This is a genomic window from Aeromicrobium sp. CFBP 8757 (assembly GCF_014841755.1).
Lineage (GTDB): Bacteria > Actinomycetota > Actinomycetes > Propionibacteriales > Nocardioidaceae > Aeromicrobium.
This window is the reverse complement of sequence record NZ_JACYUM010000001.1, coordinates 1,204,524-1,228,711: the sequence shown is the minus strand read 5'-3', so window position 1 is coordinate 1,228,711 and position 24,188 is coordinate 1,204,524. Positions and strand designations below refer to the sequence as shown.

Below are 24,188 nucleotides of genomic sequence, written 5' to 3'. Positions count from 1 at the left end.
GTCACGGAAGTGTCCGGCCTGAGAGCCGGGTCGTCCGACCTCGGCCGCCCAGCATCGACGCAAGAGGTGTCATGACGACCGTTCGCGACGCACGACCCGGCACCCGGTCGATCGTGGTCGGGGTCGTCGACGACAGGTGCTCCGGCTCGTTGGCCTACGCGCTGGAGGTGGCCCTCGAGGAGTCGGCGACGGTCCGTGTCGTCCGGGTGTCGACGGACCACCGTGAGGACCGCACCGAGCTGGGGCTGCCGGTGGTCACCGAGGAGCTCGACGGCGACCCCGTCGACGTCCTGGCGCGCGAGGGCCGCGGGGTCGACCTGCTGGTCGTCGAGACGCCGCGTGACCCCGTGGCGGCACTGCTCGACCCGTTCCTGGTCCGCCTGCGCCGGCGCAGCGAGACGCTGCTGGTCGAGGTCGACCGCCACGGCGAGGTCGTCCGCGCCTCCGGCCCCGAGGGGTGGGCCTACTCGGCGGAGGCTGATCCGGCGGTCTCGACGCCGACCGCGGTTCCCTCCGCGGGTGGGGTGATCTGCGTGGGCGTCGACGGCTCGCCGGCGAGCACGGCCGCCGTCGGGTGGGCGGTCGCCATGGCCGCGCAGACAGCCTTCACGCTCCGGCTCGTCGGGGTGTACGGCACGTCCGGGGCAGCCGTCGCCCGGACACGTCAGGACGCGGTGGACGCCGTCGCGACCGTCGCGTCCCGGCTGCCGACCCCGGCCCCCCAGTCGGTCGTGGTGCAGGGTGAGGCGGCCGACCGGCTGCTCGACGCCTCGCGGGACGCCGTGCTGCTGGTCGTCGGCCGGCACGGCACGAGCGGACTGATCCACAGCGCGCTGGGCGGGGTCGGCGAGACCTGCGCGAGGCTCGCCCGCTGCCCCGTCGTCATCGTCCCGGCGCCGGCGCCGGCGCCCTGAGCGTCCCCGCGAGGGCACCGGATCGAGCCCCGATCGACCGCGGCCCCTCGACGTCCTGTGCGCCACGGGTTCCCGGCACGGCGGCCCCGGTCTGGCCGCGAACGGTGCCGTCAGCGGTCGTGCATCATCCAGGTGCCGGTGCGACCCGACAGGTGGTCGTCCATCCAGTCGACCATGTCGGTGCACCACCGCTGGTCGTCGCGGTCCGCGACTCCTCCCGACGACATCCAGTCGCGGCACGCCGATCCCACGTCCGAGAGCCGGACCGAGGCAGGGTCCTGTGACGGCTCGTCGGCGTGACCGATGACGAGGACGGTGGCCAGCGACCCGACCCCGATCCCGACCAGCCCGGAGGCGACCGCCCACCGTCGGACGCGCCGGGGGAGCGCCGCGGTGTCGTCGGAGGTCGAGGTGGTCGTCATGTCGTCGACCGTGCGCGGTGCTGGGGTCGCACGGGGGACAGGGCGGCGGCCAGGGCCGCCACGACGGCGGCCCGCCGGACGTGAGGACGACGTGGGGCCCGGGGTGCCCGGGGTGCCCGACGGGCGGTTCGTGTCATGGCGCCTCCTGTGAGCTCGACCCGACCGGGTCGGGGGTGACGTCCACGATGCGCCGGGTCACCGGTCGTCCCCACGGTCCCAGGACACCACCGCGGGGGCCGGACGTCCCGTCGGCCAGGGGCGCCGGACCGGGACCACGTGCCCTGTCCGGGCAGCCGGGACCGGAACAGGCTGGAGGCGGTGACCGCCCGTGCGACCACCTCCGCCCCGTCGCCCACCAGATCGGACCACCCGTCATGAAGGCAGCAGTCGTCACCGCGTTCGGCCAGCCCCTCCAGGTCATGGAGCTCCCCGTCCCCGAGCCCGCCGCAGGCCAGGTGCTCGTCCGGATGGAGGCCTGCGGCCTGTGCCACACCGACATCCACGCAGCGCACGGCGACTGGCCCGTCAAGCCGACCCTGCCGAGGACACCCGGGCACGAGGGCGTCGGCATCGTGGAGAAGCTGGGTCCCGGAGTCACGGACCACGGCCTGGGTGACCGCGTCTCGATCGCCTGGCTCGGAGGCGCCTGCGGCACCTGCCGCTACTGCCTCGACGGCCGCGAGACGCTCTGCCAGGACCAGGTCAACAGCGGCTACTCCACCGACGGGGCCTTCGCCGAGTACGCCGTCGTGACGGCGGCTTTCGCGGTCGCCGTCCCGCCCGGGGTCGAGCCCGTCGACGCGGCGCCGCTGACCTGCGCGGGTCTCACGGCGTACAAGGCCGTCAAGGTCGCGCACGTGCAGCCGGGCGAGAACGTCGCCGTCTTCGGCATCGGGGGGCTGGGACACCTGGCGGTGCAGTACGCCCACATCGTCGGGGGCACCGTGATCGGCATCGACGTCGAGCCCGAGAAGCTGGCCCTGGCCGTCGAGCTCGGGGCCCACCACACCGTCGACGCCCGCGCGACCGACCCGGTCGAGGCCATCCGGCGGCTGGGGGGCGCCGACGTCGCCCTGGCCTTCGCGGTCTCGCCGCGCTCGTTCGAGCAGGCCTTCGCCTCCCTGCGCCCGGGCGGCCGGCTGGTGTGCGTCGCGATGCCCGCCGACGGCGACCTGAGCATCCCGATCTTCGACACCGTCATCAAGGGCATCAGCGTCATCGGGTCGATCGTCGGCACCCGCGGCGACCTCGCCGAGGTCTTCGAGCTGCACCGGCTGGGCCGCACCAAGGTCGTGGCGGAGGGGCGGAAGCTCGACGACGTCAACGCGGCGATCGCCGACGTGCTCTCGGGCTCGGTCCCGGCGCGTCTCGTGTTCGAGTTCTGACGCCCGCGCGGCCGGTGGGACGATCGTCCCGCGGGACGAGGCCATCGGCCGGTGGGCGCCGGGGTCGGCGGGAGCGAGAGTGGCAGGACCACCTCACCCAGGAGACGCCATGCACACGAATCACTTCCCGGTCCTGGTCGGCGTCGCCGACAAGCAGCCCGCCGCGGTCGCGTACGCCGTCGCCGAGGCCGTGCGGCTCCGCAGACCGCTCAGGGTCGTCCACTGCTGGGCCCTGCCCAGCCCGGCGTCGGCCTTCTACGTGGGGTCCGAGACACTCGGTGCCATGCGGGTCGAGGGCCAGGAGGTGCTCGACGCCGCCGCGGCGGTCGTGGCGGACTCCGGCGTCGACCTGGAGGTCGAGTACGTCATGACCGACGGGTCGCCCGTCGACGTCCTGTCCGAGGCAGCCACCCGGGCGGCGGCGCTGGTGCTCGGATCGGACGACGTGCCGTGGTTCGACCGGTTCCTCGGAGGAGAGATGTCCGGCCACCTCGCACGCACCGCGGCGTGCCCCGTGGTCGTCGTCCCCGAGCGCAACGTCCCGGGAACCGGGACGGGCGGGGTGGTCGTCACGGTCGACGGCGACACGTCGGCGGCGGGCCCGTTGCGCTACGCCTTCGAGCAGGCCGACGCCCGTCAGGAGGCGCTGCACGTGCTGCACGCCGCTCCCGAGGCGACGCTGCGCGAGGACTTCCAGAACCACCACGCCAACGTCGCCGAGATCGTCGCGGGGTGGAAGGAGCAGTACCCCGACGTGACGGTGTTCCGGTCGACGACCGACGGGGCGCCGGTCGACGAGTGCATCCAGGCGACCGCAGAGGCGTCGCTGGTCGTCATCGGACGTCATCACGGCCACTCGACCCCCTTCGCGAAGGCACGACCCATCGCCCTGACGGTGCTGCGCAAGGCCCAGTGCCCCGTCGCGGTCGTCCCGCTGGACTATGCCCGCCCCTGATCGACACGTCGGGCCGGTCGTCGTCGGCGTCGTCGACGACCGGCCCTCCGTCGTCCTGTACGGGCTGGACGAGGCGGCACGGCTCGGCGCACCCGTCCGCCTCGTGCACTGCTACGCCGCACTGGCCGGTGACCTGTACTTCGGCCCCGACCCCGACGAGACGGTGCGCGCCGCGGCCACCGAGGTGCTGGCGCGCGCCCGAGAGGTCGTCGACGAGTCCGGTCACGAGCTGCACGTGGAGTACGTCCTGGTGCGAGGGGAGCCCGGCCCCTGCCTGGTGCAGGAGGCGACGACGGCACGGGTCGTGGTCGTCGGTGCCGCCGACGGGGTGGGTTGGCTGGAGTGGATGGTCGGGGGCGACCTCTCGGGTCACCTGGCCCTGAGGGCCGCGTGCCTCGTCGTGGTGGTCCCGAGCGCGGAGCGCCCCGAGGCGCCGAGTGGCGGGGTCGTGCTGGCGTCGGACGGTGACGCGTCCACGGCGGGGCCCTTGCGGTACGGCCTCGCGCAGGCCGGTCTTCGTGGTGAGAGCCTGCACGTCCTCCACGCCGCGGGGGAGACGACCTCGCAGCGATCGGGCGCGGTCCCGTCGGACGCCCCGGCCGCGGCGGTGGACGTCGAGCCGTCCCACCTGCGCGTCGACGAGGTCGACGCGTGCCTCGAGGCGACCGAGAACGCCTCGTTGCTGGTCGTCCGTCGGCCCCACGGGCACGGGCTCGCCTTCGCGCTCACCCGTCCCGTGGCCGTGCTCGTGCTGCCTGCGGCGCGCTGTCCCGTGGCGATCGTGCCCGACGACTACGGCTCGGCGTCGGCGCACTGACGACCGCGGCCGGTCAGCGGGTCAGCGGGTCAGCGAGGCTGCCGGTCGCGGTCGGCGCCCGGCGCGGTGGCCCGTCGGTGGAGCTCGGTCGTCATGACGTGGATCGCCCGGGTGAGCTCGGTGTTGGTCTGCAGCTCGAGCTCCTGCTGGACGAAGTCGTGGTCGGCCTTGGCCAGCTGGAACGCCGCCTGCCGGTTCTGCCCGATCAGCACGAACGTCGACAGGAAGATGGCCTCGAGCGAGACGATGAGCGTCAGGGTGGGCCACGGCGTCGACTCCACCACCAGCATCCACAGGAGGAACACGGCCGCGTGCAGGTACACGAAGCGCATCGACCCGGCGAACGACGTGATGGCGTCGGCGACCCGTACCTGGAGGTCGTGCCGGCGCAGGTCGTGGAACGCCGTCACGACCGGGTGGGTCGACCGTCCGCCCGCCGGGCCCTGGTGCGAGCCGGCGGTCATCGGTGCGCCCGCAGGTGGACCAGCAGCTTGTGGGCCGCGTCGACGAGGGGGAGGGTGACGACCGCGACGAGGCAGAACAGCCACCCGGTGGCCGACGGCCACGCGCCGCCGAGCAGCTCGGAGAGCCACGGCACGCCGAGGAAGACCACGAGCAGCACGGCCTCGACCGCGACCGCGCCGACGACCCACGGGTTCCGTCGGGGATCGACGGTCCAGGCTGGTCGGGTCTCGCTGCGGCAGACGAAGGCGTTGGCCATCTGGGCGGCGGCGATCACGGCGAAGGCCGAACCGGACGCCACGGCCAGCAGGTGGTCCGAGGCGTCCGCGCCGTAGGTCCACCCGCCCGCCGTCATGACGGCGAGGAAGGCGCTCATCGACAGGGCGGCCTCGGCGGGGCCGAGGACCAGCAGCGCGCGGCGCAGCAGCGCGCCGTCGACGACGTCCGTCGTGCGGGGCGGTCCGCTCATCGTGCGCGCGTTCGACGGCTCGGCCCCGAGGGCCAGCGCCGGGAGCATGTCGGTGCCGATGTCGAGCGCCAGCACCTGCAGCACCCCGATGGCCAAGGGGATCTCGCTGCCCGTCATGGCCCAGGCGACGAAGGGCACGAGCTCGGCCACGTTGTCGGTCAGGTGGAACGTCAGGAAGCGCCGGATGTTGGCGAAGGTCCCGCGGCCCAGCTCGACGGCCCGGGGGATCGTGGCGAAGTTGTCGTCGAGCAGCACCAGGTCGGCCGATTCGCGGGCGACGTCGCTGCCCGACCGACCCATCGCGACCCCCACGTCGGCCTCGCGCAGCGCGGCGGCGTCGTTGACCCCGTCACCGGTCATGGCCACGACGTGCCCCCGGGAGCGGAGCGCACGGGCGATCCGCAGCTTGTCGGCGGGCGTGACGCGGGCGACGACCGCGCCGTCGGCCCGGTCGAGCAGCTCGGCGACGTCCTCGTCGCCGGCGGGCAGGTCCTTGCCCTCCACGACGGTGCCCCTCGGCCCCAGGAGACCGATCTCGGTCGCGATCGCGGCACCGGTCGCCGCGCTGTCGCCGGTCACCATGGCGAGGCGGATGCCGGCCCGGTGGCACGTGGCGATGGCGTCGGCCACGTCGGCGCGCGGCGGGTCGCGGATGCCGATCAGCGCGAGAAGCTCGAGGTCGGCGTCGATCGCGGCGGTCAGGCCGGCCTCGGTCGACTCCTCGACGGGGGTGCGGGCCCGCGCGACGGCCACGACCCGTCGCCCGCGCGCCGACATGTCGGCGAGTGCACCGAGCGCCCGGGGCACGTCGAGCCCGCCGCAGCGCGCGACGATCGTCTCGGGGGCGCCCATGACGACGCCCCGGTCGTCGAGGACGGCAGCACTGAACATCCGCTCGGACGTGAAGGGGAGTCGGACCCGCGGTGTCGGGCGGGTCGCGACAGACTCGCCCATGCGCTGCGAGAAGGCGTCCAGCGAGGCGTCCATCGGGTCTCCCTCCGCCGCCCAGGCACCGTCGCGCAGGACCGCACGTCCGACGACGCAGGCGACGGCGGACCGTCCGGCGGCGGCCGCCAGCACGCGGGCCTGCGCGTCCCCGGTCGACGCGCCGGCCGGGTCGTAGCCCGTGCCGGTGACGGCGACGACCCCCTCTGTCGTCCACACCTCGACGACGGACATCTCGTTGCGGGTGAGGGTGCCGGTCTTGTCGGTGCAGATGAACGTCGTGGCGCCGAGCGTCTCGACCGCCTCGAGGCGGCGCACCAGGGCGTGCTCGGCCGCCATCCGCTCGGCTCCGCGGGCGAGCGAGAGGGTCACGGTCGGCAGCAGGCCCTCCGGCACCAGCGCGACCATCACGCCCACCCCGAACAGCAGCGCCTGGGTCACGGTCGAGCCGAGCACGAACGACGCCGACGACAGCACGACGCCGACCGTCACGGCGATCGCGGCGACGACCAGCACGAGCCGGTGCAGCTGGCGCGCGAGGGGGCTCGGCGGTCGCTCGGCGGTCGCGGTGAGAGCGGCGATGCCGGCCAGCTCCGTCGACGTCCCGACCGCGCACACGGTGCCCTGGGCGTCCCCTTGGACGACGAAGGTGCCGGCGCGCACGGTGTCGCCCGGCGCCCGCTCGACCGGGAGGCTCTCGCCGGTCAGCATCGACTCGTCGACCGAGAGTCCCGACGACTGCACGACGCTGAGGTCGGCGCCGATCCTGTCGCCCGCGGCGAGGACGACGACGTCGTCCAGCACCAGCTCGGAGACGTCGACGTCGGTCGTCCCGCCGTTGCGACGCACCCGCGCGCGGGCCGGCATCATCGACCCCAGCCTCTCGGCGGCCGCATCGGCCCGGTACTCCTGCGCGAAGGCGAAGGCGCCGTTCAGCACCACGATGACCGCGATCGCCACGCTCAGCGGCGCCATCCCGGCCAGCAGCGCGAGGGCGGCCGCGACCCAGAGCATGCCGGCGAAGAAGTGCGTCATCTGCGCGAGGAGGAGGCGCCACGCGGGCGTCCGCCGCGGGGGCGGCAGCAGGTTGCGTCCGTCGCGCTCGCGGCGCACCAGGACCTCGGCGTCGGTCAGGCCGTCCCGGGGCGCGGTGGAGGTGGTCACGCCCCGACTGTGGAGGGTCCAGGGGCAGGTGGACACCGCCGGTGGTCCCACATGTCCCGGACCTCTGGCGCCGGCACGCACTCGGGACGACTCGCGACGCGTGCGGGGACGTTGTGCCCTGCGTCGAGCGCCCGGCAGCCACGACGGTGGGGTCACCATCACCGAGCTCCGGGAGATCGACCATGTCCACGTCCACTCGCGAGACCCCCACCGTCCCGACGAAGCCGAAGAGGCACGGCTTCCGGTTCCCGAGCGCGTTCACCGTCCTGTTCGGGGTGACGGTCGCGGTGTGGCTGCTCGCCTTCATCGTGCCGACCGGTGCCTACGAGCTCGACGGAGACGGGGCCCCGATCCCCGGCAGCTACGCCGGCAGCTACGCCGGCGTCGACGCCGGCCTCAGCTTCGGTGACCGCCTGATGCAGCTGTTCATGGCGCCCATCAACGGTCTGTACGGGGTCAAGGCCGGCGAGGGCGGCTTCATCGGACCCTACGAGTCCGGCGAGCTGTTCGGCGCGGTCGGCGTGTTCATGTTCGTCCTGGCCATCGGCATCTTCATCACGATGTCGATGAGGACCGGCGCGATCGACGCCGGCATCGCGCGCGTCGCCCGACGCTTCCAGTCGCGCGGCGTCATCGTGATCGCGCTCCTGATGGTGCTGTTCTCCCTCGGGGGCACCACCGAGGGGATGGCCGAGGAGACCTTGGGGTTCTACGCCCTGGTCATCCCGCTGGCGCTGTCGCTGGGGTACGACCGCATGGTCGCCGTCGCGACGATCCTGGTCGGAGCCGGCATCGGCGTGCTGGCCTCCACCGTGAACCCGTTCGCCACGGGCGTCGCGTCCGAGGCCGCCGGCGTGTCGATCGGCAACGGCATCGGGTTCCGGCTCCTGATGTACGTGGTCCTCGTGCCCGTCGGCGTCCTGTTCGTGCTGCGGTACGCCAAGAGGGTCAAGGCCGATCCGTCGAGGTCGAGGGTCACCGCCCGCGAGGGCGATGCCGAGCTCATCGCCCTGGGGGTGGGCGAGGCGCCCGCACTGACCGGTCAGCAGAAGAGCGTCCTGGCCGTCGTCGGGACGACCTTCGCGTTCATGATCTTCGCGATCGTCCCGTGGGCCCAGGTTATCGGCGGACCCGACGCCACGAGCTACGGCTGGCAGCTCGACTGGTACTTCCCCGAGCTCGCCGCGCTGTTCGTCGTGATGTCGATCCTCGTCGGACTGATCGGCGGGCTCGGCGAGAAGGGCCTGACCGACACCCTGGTGCGCGGTGCCGGCGACTTCATCGGCGTCGGCCTGATCATCGTGCTGGCCCGCGGGATCACCGTCATCATGAGCAACTCGCAGATCACCGACACGGTCCTGCACTCGATGGAGGACGTCGTCAGCGGGTCGTCGGCCGGGGTGTTCGGGGCGACGATGTTCCTGATCAACATCCCGTTGGCGTTCCTGGTGCCCTCGACCTCGGGTCATGCCGCCCTCGCGATGCCGATCCTCGCGCCGCTGGGCGACTTCGCCGGCGTCCCCCGCTCGATGGTCATCACGGCGTTCCAGTCGGCGTCCGGCGTCGTCAACCTGATCACCCCCACGTCGGCCGTCGTGATGGGCGGTCTGGCGCTCGCCAAGGTGCGCTACGACGAGTACCTCCGCTTCGTGTGGCCGCTGCTGCTGGGCCTCGTGGTGCTGTGCACGGCGTTCGTCGCGATCGGCTCGGCGCTGTGACGAGGTGGACCTCCGGCACGCACCCAGGGCGGAAGGTCCCGCCCGGGCCGGTCTCCCGGCGGTGCCGCCGCGGGCGTCGACCGGCGACGGTGGGGACAGGGCATCCGTCCCGCGCGGACCACCGTGCACCCACGCTCCACCACACAGGAGAACTGCCATGACGTTCCACGTTGATTCAGAGGTCGGCGAGCTGCGCGAGGTCATCGTGCACCGACCGGGCAGCGAGCTGTCCCGGCTGACCCCCGCCAACGTCGACTCCCTGCTGTTCGACGACGTCATGTGGGCCGAGCGGGCGCGCGAGGAGCACGACGCCTTCGTCGCACAGCTGCGCGGACGCGGCACCACGGTGCACCACTTCGCCGAGCTGCTCGCCACCGCGATCGACGAGCCCGGGGCCCGCGAGTTCCTGCAGGACCAGCTCACGACGGCCACGCGGTTCGGACCGGCCCTCGACGCCCCGCTCGACGGGCTCGTCAACCAGACCCCGGCCGACGAGCTGGCCGACCTGATGATCGGCGGTGTCCTCAAGCGCGAGCTCGCCTCCCGACTGAAGGTCTCCAGCCTCCTCATGGAGTACCTGGACGACGAGGACTTCCTGCTGACCCCGCTGCCGAACCACCTCTTCCAGCGCGACAACTCCGCGTGGATGTACGGCGGCGTGTCGGTCAACCCGATGTCGAAGCCCGCCCGCAAGCGGGAGACCATCAACTCCCAGGTCGTGTACAACTTCCACCCGATGTTCACGGGTGCCGAGTTCACGTTCCTCTACGGCAACGACGCACTCGACCACGAGCCCGCCACGATCGAGGGCGGCGACATCACCGTCATCGGCAACGGCGCCGTCATGATCGGCATGGGGGAGCGCACCAGCCCGCAGGGTGTCGAGATGCTCGCCCGCCGGCTGTTCGAGACCGGGACCGCCACCAAGGTCATCGTCGTCGAGCTGCCCAAGTCGAGGGCCTTCATGCACCTCGACACGGCCATGACGATGATCGACCGGGACGCCTTCTGCGTCTACCCCTACCTGCCGGACGACCTGCGGTCGTTCACCCTGACCCCCGAGGGGGCCGACGGCTCGTACCGGGTCGCCGAGAACGCCGAGCTCTTCGAGACGGTCGCCGAGGCGATCGAGGTCGACAAGCTGCGGGTGCTGCGCGTCCCGACCACGCGGATGGGCGCGGCCCGCGAGCAGTGGGACGACGGCAACAACTTCCTCGCGGTCTCGCCCGGCGTGATCATGGGGTACGAACGCAACACCACGACCAACGCGTACCTCGCCGAGAACGGCATCCAGGTCATCCCGGTGGTCGGGTCCGAGCTCGGGCGGGGCCGTGGCGGACCCCGTTGCATGACGTGCCCGATCGTCCGGGACGGGGTCTCGGCATGACATCCCTCGACCGCACGCTCAGCGACCCCGTCGCGACCAACCACCTGGGCCTGCTCGGGCACAGCTTCACCAAGGAGCTCGACGTCACGGTCGAGCAGTGGCACGGCCTCCTCGAGCTGGCCAAGGAGCTCAAGGCCGAGCGCGCCTCGGGCCGGCGGGAGTACCAGCGTCTGCAGGACAAGAACCTCGCGCTGATCTTCGCGAAGTCGTCGACCCGCACCCGGTGCGCCTTCGAGGTCGCCGCGCACGAACAGGGCGCCCACGTGACGTACCTCGACCCGTCCGGGTCGCAGATGGGGCACAAGGAGTCCGTGAAGGACACCGGCCGGGTCCTCGGCCGGATGTTCGACGGGATCGAGTACCGCGGCTTCTCGCAGGCCGGCGTCGAGGAGCTCGCCGCGTCCAGCGGCGTGCCGGTGTGGAACGGCCTCACCGACGAGTGGCACCCGACCCAGTCGCTGTGCGACATGCTCACGATGATCGAGCACAGCGACAAGCCGGCCGGCGAGATCTCGTTCGCGTACTGCGGCGACGCCCACAACAACACCGCGAACTCGTTGCTGGTGGCCGGGGCGATGATGGGCATGGACGTCCGCATGGTGTCGCCGATGGAGCTGCAGAACCACGAGTCCGTCGTCACCACCGCGAAGGACATCGCGACGCGCACCGGAGCACGGATCCTCCAGACGACCGACGTCAGCGACGGGGTCACGGGGGTCGACTTCGTCTACACCGACGTGTGGCTGTCGATGGGCGAGCCCGAGGCTGCCTGGGACGAGCGCATCGCCCTGCTGTCGGCCTACCAGGTCAACGCCGAGATGATCGCGCTGACCGGCAACCCCGACGTGAAGTTCATGCACTGCCTGCCGGCGTTCCACGACCGTCGGACCGAGGTCGGGGACCACATCTACCAGCGCACCGGACTGACGTGCCTCGAGGTCACCGACGACGTCTTCGAGTCGGAGCGGTCGATCGTCTTCGACCAGGCCGAGAACCGGATGCACACGATCAAGGCCGTCCTCGTGGCCACGCTCGAGACCCGCTGACGTGCTCGTCGTCGTCGCCCTCGGGGGCAATGCGATCCTGCGCCGGGGGGAGCCCATGACGGTGGCGAGCCAGCGCGCGTCGATCGCCGAGGCGTGCGTCCCGCTGGCGCACGTCGCCCGTCAGCACGACCTCGTCGTCTCGCACGGCAACGGCCCGCAGGTCGGCCTGCTGGCGCTGCAGGCCGCGTCGTACGACGAGGTCAGCGAGTACCCGTTCGACGTCCTGGGGGCGCAGACCGAGGGGATGCTCGGGTACCTGATCGAGCAGGAGCTCGGCAACCGGCTCGGCGACGAGCGGGTCGTCGCGACCCTGGTCACCCGGACGCTCGTGGACGCCGACGACCCTGCCTTCGGCGACCCGACCAAGCTCGTCGGCCTGGTGTACACGACCGCGCAGGCCCACGAGCTCGCGGCGACCCACGGGTGGCAGGTCAGGGCCGACGGCGACGCGATGCGCCGCGTGGTGCCGTCGCCCACCCCGCTCCGAATCCTGGAGACCGAGGCGGTCCAGTGGATCCTCGACCGTCACGGTGTCGTGATCTGCGCGGGCGGCGGGGGAGTGCCGACGGCCCGCGACCGGGCCACGGGCACCCTCGTGGGGGTCGAGGCGGTCATCGACAAGGACCTCGCCAGCGCCGTCCTCGCGCGCGACCTCGGCGCTCGGTTGCTGGTGATCGCGACGGACGTCGCCGGGGTCTTCACCGACTGGGGCGGACCGGACCAGCGGCTCGTGGCCCGCGCCCACCCCGACGCGCTCGATCCGGCCGACTTCCCGGCCGGGTCGATGGGCCCTAAGGTGCGGGCCGCGGGCCAGTTCGCCCGCGAGACGGGTCTGTCGGCCGTGATCGGGTCGCTGACCGACATCGACAAGATGTTCGCGGGCACGGCCGGGACCGTCGTCACGACCGACGCGACCGGCATCGAGTTCCGTCCGTGACGGCGGTCGACGGCCGGCACCCGACCTGGCACGACCTCGAGGTCGACGAGACCCTCGAGGCGCTGTCGGCGGGGCGCGACGGCCTGAGCAGCGAGGAGGCCGCCCGGCGAGCCCGCGTCTACGGTCCGAACACCCTCGCGCACCAGGACGGGCCGGCGTGGTGGCAGGTCGTCCTGCGGCAGCTCGCGAGCCCGCTGATCTACGCGCTGATCGCCTCGGCCGGCGTCGCCCTCGCATTCGGCGAGGTCGTCAACGGCGCCGTCGTCCTGGCCGTCGTCGTGCTGAACTCGGCGATCGGGTTCGTCCAGCAGTTCCGCGCCGGGCGGGCCATCAGCGCACTCGCGGAGATGGTCGCGGCGCCGGCCAGCACCCTGCGCGACGGTGACTGGACGGCCGTGGCGTCCGAACAGCTGGTACCGGGCGACATCGTCGAGATGTCGTCCGGCGACCAGGTCGTGGCTGACCTGCGGCTCGTCGACGACCACGGTCTGCGGGCCGACGAGTCGGCGCTGACCGGCGAGTCCGTCCCGGTCGACAAGTCGAGCCGCAGCGTCGCACCCGGCGCGGTGCTCGCCGAGCGGTCGTCGGTGCTGCACGCCGGCACCATCGTCAGCAGCGGCACGGGCTGCGGCCTCGTCGTCGAGACCGGCGACAGCACCGAGCTGGGCCGCATCTCCGGGCTGGTGACGAGGACCGAGGCGACCACGACGCCCCTGACCCGGTCGATCGCCCGGATGGGATCGCGCGTCACCCTCACCATCGCCGGCGTCACGGTCGTCCTGCTCGCGGTCGCGCTGCTGAGGGGCTACTCGCCGGCCGACGCCGCGCTCGCGGCGATCACGCTCGCCGTGGCCGCCGTCCCCGAGGGGCTGCCCGCGATCGTCACGATCGCCCTGGCGATCGGCGTCCGGCGCATGGCCGCGCGCCGTGCCATCGTCCGCGAGCTGCCGGCGGTCGAGACGCTCGGGGCGACCAGCGTCGTGTGCACCGACAAGACGGGCACGTTGACGCGCAACGAGATGGTGGTCCGCCGGGCCTGGACGCCCGACACCGAGGTGGCGTTCGAGGGAGAGGGCTACGCAGCCGAGGGGCGGGTCGTGCGGGACGGGGAACCGGTCGCGGACCTGCCGGCCTCGGTGCGCGACCTCCTCGTGGCGGCGGTGCTGGCGAACGAGAGCCGTCTGGTGGGCGAGGGTCCGCACCGCCGCGTCGACGGCGACCCGACCGACGGGGCCCTCCTCGCGGCGGCCGACCGGGCCGGACTGTCGCGCGCCGACCTGGCCCGCCGGCGGAGGGTCGACCTCCTGCCGTTCGACGCCGACCGGCGCTACATGGCGAGCGTGGTCGAGACGCCCGACGACGTCCCCGAGCCGATGACGTACGTCAAGGGTGCACCGGAGGTGATCCTGGGGCACGTCGCCGAGGCCGTGGCCGTCCCGGCTCGGGAGGCGGTCGACCGGCTCGCGGGACAGGGCATGCGGGTGCTGGCGTTCGCGCGGTGCCGCGGCGAGGTCACCGACGTGGCGTCGTGGCCGGCCACCCTCGAGCTCCTCGGGCTCGTCGCGATGATCGACCCGCCCCGTGCCGGCGTGGCCCAGAGCGTCGCGGAGTGCCACGCGGCGGGGATCGACGTCAGGATGATCACGGGTGACCACCCCGCCACCGCGACGGCCATCGGGCGCGAGCTCGGCATCGTCGGCGACCTGCCGGTGCTCACGGGCGCCGAGATCGACGAGCTGGACGACGCCCAGCTGCTCGAGCGCGTCGGACGCACCAGGGTCTTCGCGCGCGTGGCACCGGAGCACAAGCTGCGTCTGGTCACGGCGCTCCAGACGGGCGGCGCGATCGTCGCCATGACGGGGGACGGGGTCAACGACGCTCCCGCGCTGCGGCAGGCGGACGTCGGGGTCGCGATGGGCCTCGCCGGCACCGCTGCGGCCAAGGAGGCCGCCGACATCGTGCTCGGCGACGACGACTTCGGCACGATGCGCACCGCGATCGCCGAGGGCCGGCGGGTCTACGACAACCTCGTCAAGGCCCTCGCCTTCGCCCTCCCGACGAATGTCGGCGAGGGACTGGTGATCGTGGTGGCGGTGCTGGCCTTCCCCGTCGTCGGCGGTCAGCCCGTCCTGCCGGTCGAGCCGGTGCAGATCCTGTGGATCAACCTGATCGCGACGGTCTCGCTCGCCCTGCCGCTGGCGTTCGAGGCCCCGGAGGCCGCGATCATGTCGCACCGGCCGCGCGATCCGCACGAGCCGCTGCTGTCGCGATTCGTGCTGGTGCGCACGGCCTACGTCGGGGTGCTGATGTGCGCGGTCGCGGTCGGGGTCTTCCTGGTGTCGCTCGACGTGACGGGCCAGCCCCTGTCGGGCGACCGGACGCCCGGCGACGGCGCACTCGCCGAGGCGCAGACCCTCGCCGTCACCACGCTCATGTTCTTCCAGGCGTTCTACCTGCTGACGTGCCGCACGCTGAAGGAGCCGGTCCGCACGATCGGTCTGTTCTCCAACCGCTACGTGTTCGTCGGCATCGCCGCCGTCGTGGCCCTGCAGGCGGCGTTCGTCCACGTGCCCTTCATGCAGGACGTGTTCGGGTCGAGCGGCCTGGGCGCCCTCCAGTGGGTCGCTGCCGCGGCGGCCGGCTTCGTGGTCGTCCCGGTCGTCGTGGTCGAGAAGACGTGGCGCCGGGGCCGCGCCCGCCGCGTGGTCGGCGCGTGAGCGCGGCGCGGCCCGCGACCGTCGTGCTGGCCGACGGCAGGCACGCGGTGGTGCGGACGCTGGTGGCGTCCGACCGCGCCGCGCTGGAGCAGCTCTTCGCCCGCACCAGCGAGCAGAACCTCTACACGCGGTTCTTCGGCCTCGGCGCGAGCACCGTGCCGCGGCACCTCGACCACCTGTTCTCGGGATCGCCGTCCGTGACGGCCTACGTGCTGACCCGCGACGACCGGGTGCTCGGCGTCGCGGACGTCGAACGGCTCGACCCGTCGTCGGCCGAGGTCGCCTTCCTGGTGGCGGACGACGCGCACGGCTGCGGCGTCGCGACGCTGCTGCTCGAGCGGGCCGCCGCGGACGCCCGGGCCGCCGGCGTCGCGTGGTTCGTGGCGGACGTCCTGGCCACGAACCACCCCATGCTGCAGGTGTTCGAGGACGCCGGCTTCGCGGTGCACGTCCGGCGCGACGGCACCGAGGTGTCCGTCCGGATGAGCACCGCGCTCGACACGGGGGCGCGCGACGCATCGGTCGAGCACGCAGCCGCGTCGGAGGCCGCACGTCGCGCGCGAGACCTCGAGGGGCTCAGCTGACGGCGGTGCCGAACAGCCGCCCGATCAGGTAGGTCAGCATCAGGCCGGCCGCCCCACCGGCCACGACGCGCGTGACGGCGCGGCGGATGCTGCTGTGACCGAGGCGCGCGCTGAGCGTCCCCGCCACCGCCAGGGCGATCAGGACGATCAGCACGGTCGCGACGATGCGGACGCCGGCCGGAGCCAGCAGGATCGCCGCCAGGGGGAGCAGGGCACCGAGCGTGAACGCGACGGCGGACGCGGCCGAGGCGTGCCACGGGTTGGTGAGCCCGTCGGGGTCGATGTGCAGCTCGGCGTCGGCGTGGGCCGCGAGGGCGTCGTGCTCGGTCAGCTCCTCGGCCACGAGCCTGGCCGTGGCCGTGGACAGGCCCTTGCGCCGGTAGATCGCCGCGAGCTCGTCGAGCTCCTGGTCCGGCAGCTCGACGAGCTCGCGGCGCTCGAGCGCGAGCTGCGACCTCTCGCTGTCGCGCTGGCTGCTGACGGAGATGTACTCGCCGAGCGCCATCGACACGGCGCCGGCGACCAGCCCGGCCAGTCCGGCGGTGAAGATCGCGCCACGCGACGACGTCGCGCCGGCGACGCCGACGACGAGACCCGCCGTCGACACGATGCCGTCGTTGGCGCCGAGGACGCCGGCACGCAGCCAGTTGAGCCGCACGGCCATGCCGCCGTCGTGCGCCTCGTCCTCGTGGGCGGCCGGGACCTCCTGGCCCTCGGGGCCGCTCACGGACGGGCCGAGGAGCTCATGTCGGTGTCGTCCCAGGCAGCCTTGGCCCCGCTGTGCCCGATGCGGGCCACCTGCACGGACGCCCCGACGGCGGCGACGATCGCCAGCACCGAGACAGCGACCGTGACGGCCCGGGTCACGGAGTGGCCCCGGGTGCTGCGCCAGTGGAGCGCGTAGCCGACCGCCGACAGCACGAACAGCGCGATCATCCACGGGAGCAGCCCCTCGGCGATCTGCGTGTGCTTCTCCAGCAGGGCCGACCGCTCGACGTGCTTCTCGAGCGTCTCGCCGGTCGACGTGCTCAGGGGGACGAGGACCAGGCCGACCAGGCTGAGGCCGACCGGGAGCGGCCCGGCCCACGCGCGGAATCGCGGCCACACGGCGCCGAGGATCACGGTCAGGACCGCCAGCGGGATGATCACGACCGTCGCGTGGACGATCAGCGGGTGCAGCGGGAGGCCGTAGAAGTCGTTCGGCATGGGCGTCCTTCGGGAGGTGGGAGCGGGGGAGGTGGTGGCGCAGCGCGTGCGTGACGGCAGCCACCTGGAGAGTCTCGGTCTCGTCGCCTCATGGCCGGGTCATGCCCGCGTCAAATCCTGGTCAAATCGGGACGACGACCCGATCGTGTCGGCGCGGCGCCGCGACCACCAGTGCCAGACGTCCCCGCGACGGCGGCGCCCCCTCGACTCGACGTGTGCGTGAACGTGCACATATCGTGTCGGCATGTCCACCGCCCCGTCCGCGCTGCGCTCCGCGCCCTACCGCCGTCTCCTCGGTGCCCAGGTCGTGGCGCTGCTCGGGACGGGTCTGCTGACGGTCGCCTTGAGCCTGCTGGCGTACGACATCGCCCCGGGGTCGGCCGGAGCCGTGGTCGCGACGGCGCTGACGGTCAAGATGGTGGCGTACGTGGGCGTCGCCCCGGCCATGGCCGCGATCGTGGCCGGGCTCGCGCCACGTGTCGTCCTGGTCGGCTCGGACGTCGTGCGGGTCCTGGTGGCCGCGACGCTGCCCTGGGTCGACCAGGTGTGGCAGGTGTACGTGCTGATCTTCGTGCTGCAGGCCGCCTCGGCGACGTTCACGCCGACCTACCAGGCGTTGCTGCCGACGGTCCTGCCGCGCAAGGACGACTACACGCGGGCGCTGTCGTTCTCGCGGCTCGCCTACGACCTCGAGGCCGTGCTGAGCCCGCTCGTGGCCGCCGTCGCGCTGCTGGTCGTCTCGTACCACGGCCTGTTCGCCGGCACCGCGATCGGCTTCGTGGGCTCGGCGCTGCTGGTGCTGGGCTCGCGGCAGGGCGCGGGAGCGGTACCCGTGGAGGCGTCCGAGCCGTTCCGTCGCCGGCTGACGGCGGGCGTGCGCCTGTTCGCGGGCCGACCCCGGTTGCGTGCGGTCGTCGCCCTCGACCTGGCGGCGGCGGGTGCGACCGCCACGGTGCTCGTGAACACCGTCGTCGTGACGCGCGGGACCCTGGGCGGCGGCGCCGACTCGGTGGCCGTCGCGCTCGGCGTGTTCGGTGCCGGATCGATGGTCGTGGCGCTCGCGCTGCCGCGGGTGCTGCGCCGCCGCTCGGAGCGGCAGGTCATGCTGGGCGGCGCGGTCGCCGTCACCGCCGCCCTGGGCGCGGCGGTGCTCGTGACGTCCTCGCCGACCTGGCCGACGCTGCTGGTCGTCTGGTTCGTCCTGGGCGCGGCAGGCTCGGCGGTGCTGACGCCGACGGGTCAGGTCATCACGTCCGCCGTCTCGGACGCCGAGCGGCCGACGGCGTTCGCGGCTCACTTCTCGCTGTCGCACGCCTGCTACCTGTTCGCCTACCCCGTGGCCGGATGGGTCGGTCGCGCCGCCGGGGTCCCCGCCGCGACGGCGGCGCTCGCCGTGGTGGCCGCGCTGGCCGCTACCGTCGCTGCCATGACCTGGTCATCGCCCGAGCCGTCCGAGGACGCCAGTCTCGACCACCCCGCGCGCCCCGACGCCACGCGACTGGCGCACGGCTCGGAGATCTTCGCGATGCTCGGCGAGCCGACCCGCCTCGAGCTGCTGTGGCTGATGACGGAGGGGCCGCAGACCGTCACGGCCCTCGTCGAGGCCGTCGACGCGTCCCGCACGTCGGTCAGCCAGCACCTGGCCAAGCTGCGCCGGGCCGGCGTCGTCGACGTCCTGCGCGAGGGGCGGACGGCCCTGTACTCGCTGCGTGGCGGGCACGTCGAGCGACTCGTCCGCGAGGGGCTGAACCACGCCGACCACGTCGTCAGCGGCGAGCGTCCCCACGCCTGACCGGCCGCGGCGGCCGGCCGGTGGCGCAGGACGACCGGCCGCACGTGTGCGGTCCGACCGTCCTGCGCCACCCGGTGATCACGGGTGGAGCAGCACCTTGGTCCAGCCGTCCTCGCGCTTGTCGAAGTGGTCGTACCCGTCGGCGGCCTCGCCGAGCGAGAGCTCGTGCGACACGATCCAGCCCGGCGTCGCGCGCCCGGCGACGATCAGGTCGCGCAGCTCACGGTTGTAGCGCTTGACCGGCGCCTGGCCCGTGCCCATGCTCTGGCCCTTCGTGAAGAAGGTGCCGTAGTCGAAGCCGATGCGACCCTCCTTGGCGCCCTCGTCGGCGGCGTCCGGGTCCTCCGGCACGTACACGCCCACGACGCCGATGCCGCCGGTCGTGCGGACGGTCTTGACCAGGTTGTCCAGCACGAGCTCGGGGTGCTCGTCGCCCTGGTGGTCGTGCGCCTGGTAGCCCACGGCCTCGACGCCACGGTCGGTGCCGGCGCCGTGCGTCGCCTCGATGATCTGGTCGGCCGGGTCACCGGCGCTGAAGTCGATCGGCGTCGCGCCGATCTGCTCGGCGAGCCTCAGTCGGTCGGCCTGCTGGTCGACGACGAACACCTGGCTGGCGCCCTTGATCATCGCGGCGTGCGCGGCCATCAGCCCGACGGGCCCACCGCCGAACACCGCGACGGTCTCGCCGGCCTTCATGCCCGACAGCTCGACGCCGTGCCACCCGGTCGGGAACACGTCCGACAGCATCGTGAAGTCGTTCTCGTGCTCGGTGCCCTGCGGCAGCGCGAGCAGGTTGAAGTCGGCGAGCGGGACGCGCAGGTACTCGGCCTGCCCGCCGCGGTAGGGGCCCATGTTGGCGTAGCCGTAGGCCGCACCGTCCATGCCCTCGATCGGGTTCATGCGGGTGCAGAACGAGCTCCAGCCCGTCTGGCAGTTCTTGCAGGTGCCGCAGCCGATGTTGAACGGCACGGACACCCGGTCACCGGCCTTGAAGCGGCCGACCGCGCTGCCGACCTCCTCGATGACACCGGTGTTCTCGTGCCCGAGCACCGTGCCCTCCTCGACCGCCGTGCGGCCCTCGTACATGTGCAGGTCTGACCCGCAGATGTTGGTCGTCGTGATGCGGATGATCGCATCGGTCGGGTCCTCGATCGTCGCGTCGTCGACGTCCTCGACACGGACGTCGTGCGGTCCGCGGTACACCAGCGCCTTCATGGCTGCTCCTTTGATCGTCTCTCGCCCCTGGACCACGGAGGAGTACCCAGCCCCGGCGGACGCACACGACCCCGGACGTCCGGAACCTCGGGAGCACCGTCCGTGCCGGCGGCCCGGGGGACCACGACGACGGGCGCCTCGGCATGCACCAGGCAGCGGCGGACGGTCGGTCCGTCGCGGCGCGACGAGCCCAGCACCACGAGCTCGGCTCCTCGCGAGGCCTTCACCAGGGCCCTGCCCGGCTCGTCGTCGTCGACCTGGCGCAGGACGAGGGCCGGGAGGCGGTGCCGGAGCCGGACCGTCACGATGACGTCCTCCAGCAGCTCGATCGCCTGCCCGCGCGTCGCGCAGAGCGTCGTGAGGGAACCGTCGTGGTGGACGGCCAGGGGCCAGCACGTCACGGCGAGGACGTGGGTCTCCCGCAGGTGCGCCTCGCGCAGGGCCAGCTCGAGGGCGTCGGCCGACGAGTCGCTGCCGTCGACGCCCACCACGACGCGTGCCAGTGCCGTCATCGGTCGCCTCCGTGGTCGTCGGCCCCTGCCCCGAGCGTGGGCGAGGGAGGGGCCGGGGAGGAGGGTCGGTCTCCCCGTCGGCAAGGGACCTTCGACCCTTCTCCACCGGCCGGAGGGACCTCAGGATGAACGCTCTGCCGGCGTCGACCCCCGCGACGCCGTCCAAGGAGGATCGATGACGGTACGCGTGTTCCTTCTCGACGACCACGAGGTCGTGCGGGCCGGGTTGAAGCACCTGCTCGAGAGCAGCGGGGACATCGAGGTGGTCGGCGACGTCGGCACCGCGGCCGCGGCACTGGCGCGGGTCCCCGCGCTGAGACCCGACGTCGCGATCCTCGACGCGCGCCTGCCGGACGGGAGCGGCATCGAGGTGTGCCGGCAGATCCGCTCGACCCACCCCGCCACCAAGGCGATCATCCTGACGTCGTTCGACGACGACGAGGCCCTGTTCGCGTCGATCATGGCCGGAGCGGCCGGGTACGTCCTCAAGCAGGTCACGGGGCAGGACCTCGTCGCCGCCGTCCGCCACGTGGCCGCGGGCGGATCCCTGCTCGATCCGAGCGTGACGGCCAAGGTCATGGAGAGGCTCCGCGAGGGCGAGCCGGGCGAGCCGGACGAGCTGCGGTCGCTGACGGCCCAGGAGCGGAGGATCCTCGAGCTGGTCGCCGAGGGCCTGACCAACCGGCAGATCGGCGACCGTCTGTTCCTGGCGGAGAAGACGGTCAAGAACTACATGTCGAACGTGCTGGCCAAGCTGGGCCTGGAGCGTCGCACCCAAGCGGCCGTGCTCGCCAGTCGTCTGCTGGACAGCCCCTGAGGCCCGTCACACGGGCACGGACCACGAGACCCGCGTGCCGCCGGATGCGGCCGGCAGGGCCTCGAACGTGCCGCCCCGCGCCGCCGCGCGGTCGCGCAGGTTCGCGAGCCCGCTGAGCGCGTCGACGTCGCCGATGCCGATCCCGTCGTCGACGACCTCGATCGTGACCTGCCCGGCCACCGCCGAGACCGTGATGTCGACGCGTGTCGCCCTGGCGTGACGCACCGTGTTGGCGAGCGCTTCGGTCAGCGCTGCCGACACGTCGTCGGTCAGTCCCGCGTCGGCGAGCAGGTCGACGGGGCCGAGGAACGTGACGCGGAGGCGGTGAGGCAGCTGCCCGTCGGAGCGGTCGACGATCTCGAGGATCCGTGCGCGCAGGCTCGACGACGTCGTGTCCGGGTCGCGGCGGATCGCGAAGATGCTCTGCCGGATCTGCGTGATCGCGGCATCGATCTCGCCGATCTGGGCCATGATCTTCGCGGCGGTCTCGGGATCGGCGCCCACGGCCGTGGCCTGCAGGTTGAGGCCCGTGGCGAAGAGTCTCTGGATGACGTGGTCGTGCAGGTCGCGGGCGATGCGCGACCGGTCCTCGAGCAGGGCCATGCGGCGGCGGGTCACCCTCACCTCGGTGCGGTCGAGCGCGAGGCTGACGTGGCCCGCGAACGACACGCCCATGTCGACGTCCCGAGGCGCGAACGGCGGGCGGTCCTGGGCGCGCGCCACGCAGAGGATGCCGATGGTCCGGGCGCCGGTGGTGAACGGGATGATCATGGCGCTGCCCAGCATCGACTGCTCCTCGAAGCCGTGGGACGCGTGGTCGGCCAGGGACGTGATGATCGCTGCCTCGCCGGTCCGCAGCGGCTCGGCGGCGACGGTGTCGCCGACCGGGAACGACATCTTCACGAGCGAGTCGGCCCCCAGGCCGACGGCGCGGTCGACGACGATCGTGCCCTCGTCGTCGGCAGGAACCAGGGCCACGCTCACCAGGTCGGCCTGGGCGAGGTGACGCAGGCGCTCGACCAGCACGTCGAGCTCGTCCCCCTCGTCGGCGGACATCAGGCGGCGTGAGACCTCGACGAGCGCGGTCGACCAGCGCGCGCGGTACTCCGAGTCCTCGAACAGCCGCGCGTTCTCGATCGCGATGCCGGCGGTGCCCGCGAGGGCCTGGGCGAGCTCCTCGTCGTCGGCGGAGAAGCGGCCGTTGCGGCTGTCGGTCAGGTAGAGGTTGCCGAAGACGCGGTCGCGGACGCGGATGGGCACGCCGATGAAGCTCTCCATCGGCGGGTGGTGTGCGGGGAAGCCGCTCGACCGGTCGTCGGCCGCGATGGACGCGAGGCGGACCGGGCGCGGGTCGTCGATCAGCGCCCCGAGGAGTCCGCGCCCCTCGGGCAGGTGGGCGATCTGCGAGACGGTCTCGTCGTCCATCCCGACGTGGATGAACTGCTCGAGCCGCCGCTCGTCGCCGATCACCCCCATGGCGCCGTACCGCGCCTGGATCAGCTCGAGGCCGATCTCGACGATGCGGCGCAGCACGGTGGGCAGGTCGAGGTTGCTCGTCAGGTCGTTGTTGACCCTGATCAGGTCGCGCATGCGGGCCTGCGAGCCCATCAGCGTCTCGGCGCGCTCGACGAAGTGACGCAGGAGCGCCTCGAACTCGAGGGTCGGCCCGCCCATCTCGGACTGGTCATGGCTCATGTCGCTCCCAGGGGTCCGAAGGTGCTGTCGAGCGTCAGACTACGCGCGGCCGAGGGCCAGCCGGCCATCTCGAGGGGGTCGTCTGCGGACCTTCGTCCCTCGAGCCGTGGTCGCGAGTCCGTGGAGGCCGGCGACGGTCCGGACGGATGCTGGACCGTGAGCATCCAGGAGGGCACATGAGCACCAGGCCGAGACCCGTCGTCGTCGCGATCGCCGACAAGCAGCCCAGCGCCGTCGCGTTCGCCGCCGACGAGGCCCGCTCGACCGGGGCGGGGCTGCGGGTCGTGCACGCGGTGGGAACCGGTGCGCAGTCCGCCGAGTTCTACCTCGGCGCCGAGAGGGCGATGCTCGACCGGGAGGTCGCCGCGGGCAGGGAGGTGCTGGCGGACGCGCGTCGCGTGCTCGACCAGACCCACCCCGGGCTCGACACCGAGTTCGTCCTGACCGAGCAGGCGCCCATCGACGCGCTCGACCGCGAGGCGCGCGGGGCGCGCCTCGTGGTGGTCGGCGCCGACGACGTGCCGTGGTACGAGCGGATCCTGCGCACCAGGGTCGCGGGGCGGTTGGCGATGCGTGCGCCGTGCCCCGTCGTGGTCGTGCCGGAGCTCGAGTTCCCGACCGGGCCGGACGGCGAGGTCGTCGTCGCGCTCGACGGTGAGACGTCGGCGGCCGGCCCCCTGCGGCTGGCGTTCGAGGAGGCCGGCGCGCGCGACTGCCTGCTCCACGTGCTGCACGCGACACCGCCCGGGACGCTCGCCAGCGACGCCGAGGCCGCGCGCGCCGATGTCTCCGCGGCGGTCGCGACGTGGCGGACGAGGCGCCCCGACGTGATGGTGCTCGAGGGCGCGGTGCACGATAACCCGGCGGCCGCGGTGGCTCGCGCGACCCGCGCGGCCGAGCTCGTCGTCGTGGGTCGTCCTCACCACACGCTGCGCCTCGGGGTGTCGCGGCCGCTCGCCTCGCGGGTGCTGGCCGTCGCCCAGTGCCCCGTCGCGGTCGTCCCCGCCGACTACGACGGCCGGTGACCGG

General features: G+C 73.0%; 21 protein-coding genes. 13 read left to right on the top strand and 8 right to left on the bottom strand.

Features of this window, described 5'->3' with window-relative positions; all coding sequences use genetic code 11:
* Window positions 1–71: 71 nt before the first annotated feature.
* A complete protein-coding gene (locus tag IFT73_RS06065; RefSeq protein WP_192166798.1) occupies window positions 72–914 on the top strand; it encodes a universal stress protein in 843 nt (280 codons plus the stop codon).
* 110 nt (window positions 915–1,024) lie between these two features.
* On the opposite strand, the gene IFT73_RS06060 is transcribed toward IFT73_RS06065, so the two are convergent.
* Window positions 1,025–1,336, bottom strand: coding sequence for a hypothetical protein (locus IFT73_RS06060; protein ID WP_192166797.1), 312 nt, complete (start codon window positions 1,334–1,336; stop codon window positions 1,025–1,027).
* Between the two features lie 374 nt (window positions 1,337–1,710).
* Here IFT73_RS06060 and adhP point away from each other — a divergent pair, with 374 nt between their 5' ends.
* The 3 genes from adhP (at window position 1,711) to IFT73_RS06045 (ending at window position 4,493) form a co-directional block, all read left to right on the top strand.
* Entirely contained in the window at window positions 1,711–2,721 is a 1,011-nt protein-coding gene (gene adhP, locus IFT73_RS06055) for an alcohol dehydrogenase AdhP (RefSeq protein ID WP_192166796.1), read from the top strand.
* Window positions 2,722–2,830: 109 nt separating this feature from the next.
* Window positions 2,831–3,676, top strand: coding sequence for a universal stress protein (locus IFT73_RS06050; protein ID WP_192166795.1), 846 nt, complete (start codon window positions 2,831–2,833; stop codon window positions 3,674–3,676).
* The gene (locus IFT73_RS06045; protein WP_192166794.1) at window positions 3,663–4,493 is read left to right on the top strand and encodes a universal stress protein; all 831 of its coding nucleotides are present in this window, start codon (window positions 3,663–3,665) and stop codon (window positions 4,491–4,493) included. Before IFT73_RS06050 ends, IFT73_RS06045 begins: the two co-directional genes overlap by 14 nt.
* A 29-nt stretch (window positions 4,494–4,522) precedes the next feature.
* Here IFT73_RS06045 and IFT73_RS06040 read toward each other — a convergent pair whose 3' ends face one another.
* Window positions 4,523–4,957 carry a DUF1003 domain-containing protein gene (locus IFT73_RS06040; RefSeq protein WP_192166793.1) on the bottom strand — a complete coding sequence of 145 codons (435 nt, stop codon included), beginning with the start codon at window positions 4,955–4,957 and terminating at the stop codon, window positions 4,523–4,525.
* Complete coding sequence (locus tag IFT73_RS06035) at window positions 4,954–7,533, bottom strand: cation-transporting P-type ATPase (protein ID WP_197983510.1); 2,580 nt, start codon at window positions 7,531–7,533, stop codon at window positions 4,954–4,956. The genes IFT73_RS06040 and IFT73_RS06035 overlap by 4 nt, the downstream gene beginning before the upstream one ends.
* Before the next feature lie 182 nt (window positions 7,534–7,715).
* On the opposite strand from IFT73_RS06035, the gene IFT73_RS06030 reads away from it, so the two are divergent.
* From IFT73_RS06030 to IFT73_RS18830, 6 genes are all read left to right on the top strand, one after another.
* Window positions 7,716–9,251 carry a YfcC family protein gene (locus IFT73_RS06030; RefSeq protein ID WP_192166791.1) on the top strand — a complete coding sequence of 512 codons (1,536 nt, stop codon included), beginning with the start codon at window positions 7,716–7,718 and terminating at the stop codon, window positions 9,249–9,251.
* Between the two features lie 157 nt (window positions 9,252–9,408).
* A complete protein-coding gene (locus IFT73_RS06025; protein ID WP_192166790.1) occupies window positions 9,409–10,638 on the top strand; it encodes an arginine deiminase in 1,230 nt (409 codons plus the stop codon).
* Complete coding sequence (gene argF, locus IFT73_RS06020) at window positions 10,635–11,684, top strand: ornithine carbamoyltransferase (RefSeq protein WP_192166789.1); 1,050 nt, start codon at window positions 10,635–10,637, stop codon at window positions 11,682–11,684. Before IFT73_RS06025 ends, argF begins: the two co-directional genes overlap by 4 nt.
* A gap of 1 nt (window position 11,685) precedes the next feature.
* Window positions 11,686–12,621 (top strand): carbamate kinase, encoded by a 936-nt coding sequence (locus IFT73_RS06015; protein WP_192166788.1) that lies wholly within the window; start codon window positions 11,686–11,688, stop codon window positions 12,619–12,621.
* Window positions 12,618–15,338: an HAD-IC family P-type ATPase gene (locus IFT73_RS06010; RefSeq protein WP_192166787.1), complete on the top strand. Its 2,721-nt coding sequence runs from the start codon at window positions 12,618–12,620 to the stop codon at window positions 15,336–15,338. The genes IFT73_RS06015 and IFT73_RS06010 overlap by 4 nt, the downstream gene beginning before the upstream one ends.
* Window positions 15,335–15,922, top strand: a complete 588-nt coding sequence (locus tag IFT73_RS18830; protein WP_162248853.1) for a GNAT family N-acetyltransferase — start codon at window positions 15,335–15,337, stop codon at window positions 15,920–15,922. Before IFT73_RS06010 ends, IFT73_RS18830 begins: the two co-directional genes overlap by 4 nt.
* On the opposite strand, the gene IFT73_RS06000 is transcribed toward IFT73_RS18830, so the two are convergent.
* Both IFT73_RS06000 and IFT73_RS05995 read right to left on the bottom strand, forming a co-directional pair.
* On the bottom strand, window positions 15,915–16,586 hold the full coding sequence (locus IFT73_RS06000; protein ID WP_192166983.1) for a VIT family protein: 672 nt from the start codon (window positions 16,584–16,586) through the stop codon (window positions 15,915–15,917). The two genes, IFT73_RS18830 and IFT73_RS06000, sit on opposite strands and share 8 nt — an antisense overlap.
* Window positions 16,587–16,645: 59 nt before the next feature.
* Window positions 16,646–17,128, bottom strand: a complete 483-nt coding sequence (locus IFT73_RS05995; RefSeq protein ID WP_056608759.1) for a DUF2231 domain-containing protein — start codon at window positions 17,126–17,128, stop codon at window positions 16,646–16,648.
* Window positions 17,129–17,372: 244 nt separating this feature from the next.
* On the opposite strand from IFT73_RS05995, the gene IFT73_RS05990 reads away from it, so the two are divergent.
* Window positions 17,373–18,920, top strand: a complete 1,548-nt coding sequence (locus tag IFT73_RS05990) for an MFS transporter (protein WP_192166786.1) — start codon at window positions 17,373–17,375, stop codon at window positions 18,918–18,920.
* A 78-nt stretch (window positions 18,921–18,998) separates the two neighbouring features.
* On the opposite strand, the gene IFT73_RS05985 is transcribed toward IFT73_RS05990, so the two are convergent.
* Window positions 18,999–20,135: a glutathione-independent formaldehyde dehydrogenase gene (locus IFT73_RS05985; RefSeq protein ID WP_056608753.1), complete on the bottom strand. Its 1,137-nt coding sequence runs from the start codon at window positions 20,133–20,135 to the stop codon at window positions 18,999–19,001.
* Window positions 20,132–20,647, bottom strand: coding sequence for a universal stress protein (locus tag IFT73_RS05980; protein ID WP_192166785.1), 516 nt, complete (start codon window positions 20,645–20,647; stop codon window positions 20,132–20,134). Before IFT73_RS05980 ends, IFT73_RS05985 begins: the two co-directional genes overlap by 4 nt.
* Before the next feature lie 175 nt (window positions 20,648–20,822).
* On the opposite strand from IFT73_RS05980, the gene IFT73_RS05975 reads away from it, so the two are divergent.
* Complete coding sequence (locus IFT73_RS05975; RefSeq protein ID WP_056608747.1) at window positions 20,823–21,464, top strand: response regulator transcription factor; 642 nt, start codon at window positions 20,823–20,825, stop codon at window positions 21,462–21,464.
* Window positions 21,465–21,470: 6 nt separating this feature from the next.
* Here IFT73_RS05975 and IFT73_RS05970 read toward each other — a convergent pair whose 3' ends face one another.
* Window positions 21,471–23,159 carry a GAF domain-containing sensor histidine kinase gene (locus IFT73_RS05970; RefSeq protein ID WP_192166784.1) on the bottom strand — a complete coding sequence of 563 codons (1,689 nt, stop codon included), beginning with the start codon at window positions 23,157–23,159 and terminating at the stop codon, window positions 21,471–21,473.
* Between the two features lie 176 nt (window positions 23,160–23,335).
* Here IFT73_RS05970 and IFT73_RS05965 point away from each other — a divergent pair, with 176 nt between their 5' ends.
* The gene (locus IFT73_RS05965; protein WP_192166783.1) at window positions 23,336–24,184 is read left to right on the top strand and encodes a universal stress protein; all 849 of its coding nucleotides are present in this window, start codon (window positions 23,336–23,338) and stop codon (window positions 24,182–24,184) included.
* Window positions 24,185–24,188 lie beyond the last annotated feature (4 nt).

Bases quoted from the DNA above. Each gene is read 5' to 3' on its own strand.
- IFT73_RS06065 (WP_192166798.1), top strand. From the start codon at position 72: ATGACGACCGTTCGCGACGCACGACCCGGCACCCGGTCGATCGTGGTC.
- IFT73_RS06060 (WP_192166797.1), bottom strand. From the start codon at position 1,336: ATGACGACCACCTCGACCTCCGACGACACCGCGGCGCTCCCCCGGCGC.
- adhP (WP_192166796.1), top strand. From the start codon at position 1,711: ATGAAGGCAGCAGTCGTCACCGCGTTCGGCCAGCCCCTCCAGGTCATG.
- IFT73_RS06050 (WP_192166795.1), top strand. From the start codon at position 2,831: ATGCACACGAATCACTTCCCGGTCCTGGTCGGCGTCGCCGACAAGCAG.
- IFT73_RS06045 (WP_192166794.1), top strand. From the start codon at position 3,663: ATGCCCGCCCCTGATCGACACGTCGGGCCGGTCGTCGTCGGCGTCGTC.
- IFT73_RS06040 (WP_192166793.1), bottom strand. From the start codon at position 4,957: ATGACCGCCGGCTCGCACCAGGGCCCGGCGGGCGGACGGTCGACCCAC.
- IFT73_RS06030 (WP_192166791.1), top strand. From the start codon at position 7,716: ATGTCCACGTCCACTCGCGAGACCCCCACCGTCCCGACGAAGCCGAAG.
- IFT73_RS06025 (WP_192166790.1), top strand. From the start codon at position 9,409: ATGACGTTCCACGTTGATTCAGAGGTCGGCGAGCTGCGCGAGGTCATC.
- argF (WP_192166789.1), top strand. From the start codon at position 10,635: ATGACATCCCTCGACCGCACGCTCAGCGACCCCGTCGCGACCAACCAC.
- IFT73_RS06000 (WP_192166983.1), bottom strand. From the start codon at position 16,586: ATGGCCGTGCGGCTCAACTGGCTGCGTGCCGGCGTCCTCGGCGCCAAC.
- IFT73_RS05995 (WP_056608759.1), bottom strand. From the start codon at position 17,128: ATGCCGAACGACTTCTACGGCCTCCCGCTGCACCCGCTGATCGTCCAC.
- IFT73_RS05990 (WP_192166786.1), top strand. From the start codon at position 17,373: ATGTCCACCGCCCCGTCCGCGCTGCGCTCCGCGCCCTACCGCCGTCTC.
- IFT73_RS05985 (WP_056608753.1), bottom strand. From the start codon at position 20,135: ATGAAGGCGCTGGTGTACCGCGGACCGCACGACGTCCGTGTCGAGGAC.
- IFT73_RS05980 (WP_192166785.1), bottom strand. From the start codon at position 20,647: ATGACGGCACTGGCACGCGTCGTGGTGGGCGTCGACGGCAGCGACTCG.
- IFT73_RS05975 (WP_056608747.1), top strand. From the start codon at position 20,823: ATGACGGTACGCGTGTTCCTTCTCGACGACCACGAGGTCGTGCGGGCC.
- IFT73_RS05970 (WP_192166784.1), bottom strand. From the start codon at position 23,159: ATGAGCCATGACCAGTCCGAGATGGGCGGGCCGACCCTCGAGTTCGAG.
- IFT73_RS05965 (WP_192166783.1), top strand. From the start codon at position 23,336: ATGAGCACCAGGCCGAGACCCGTCGTCGTCGCGATCGCCGACAAGCAG.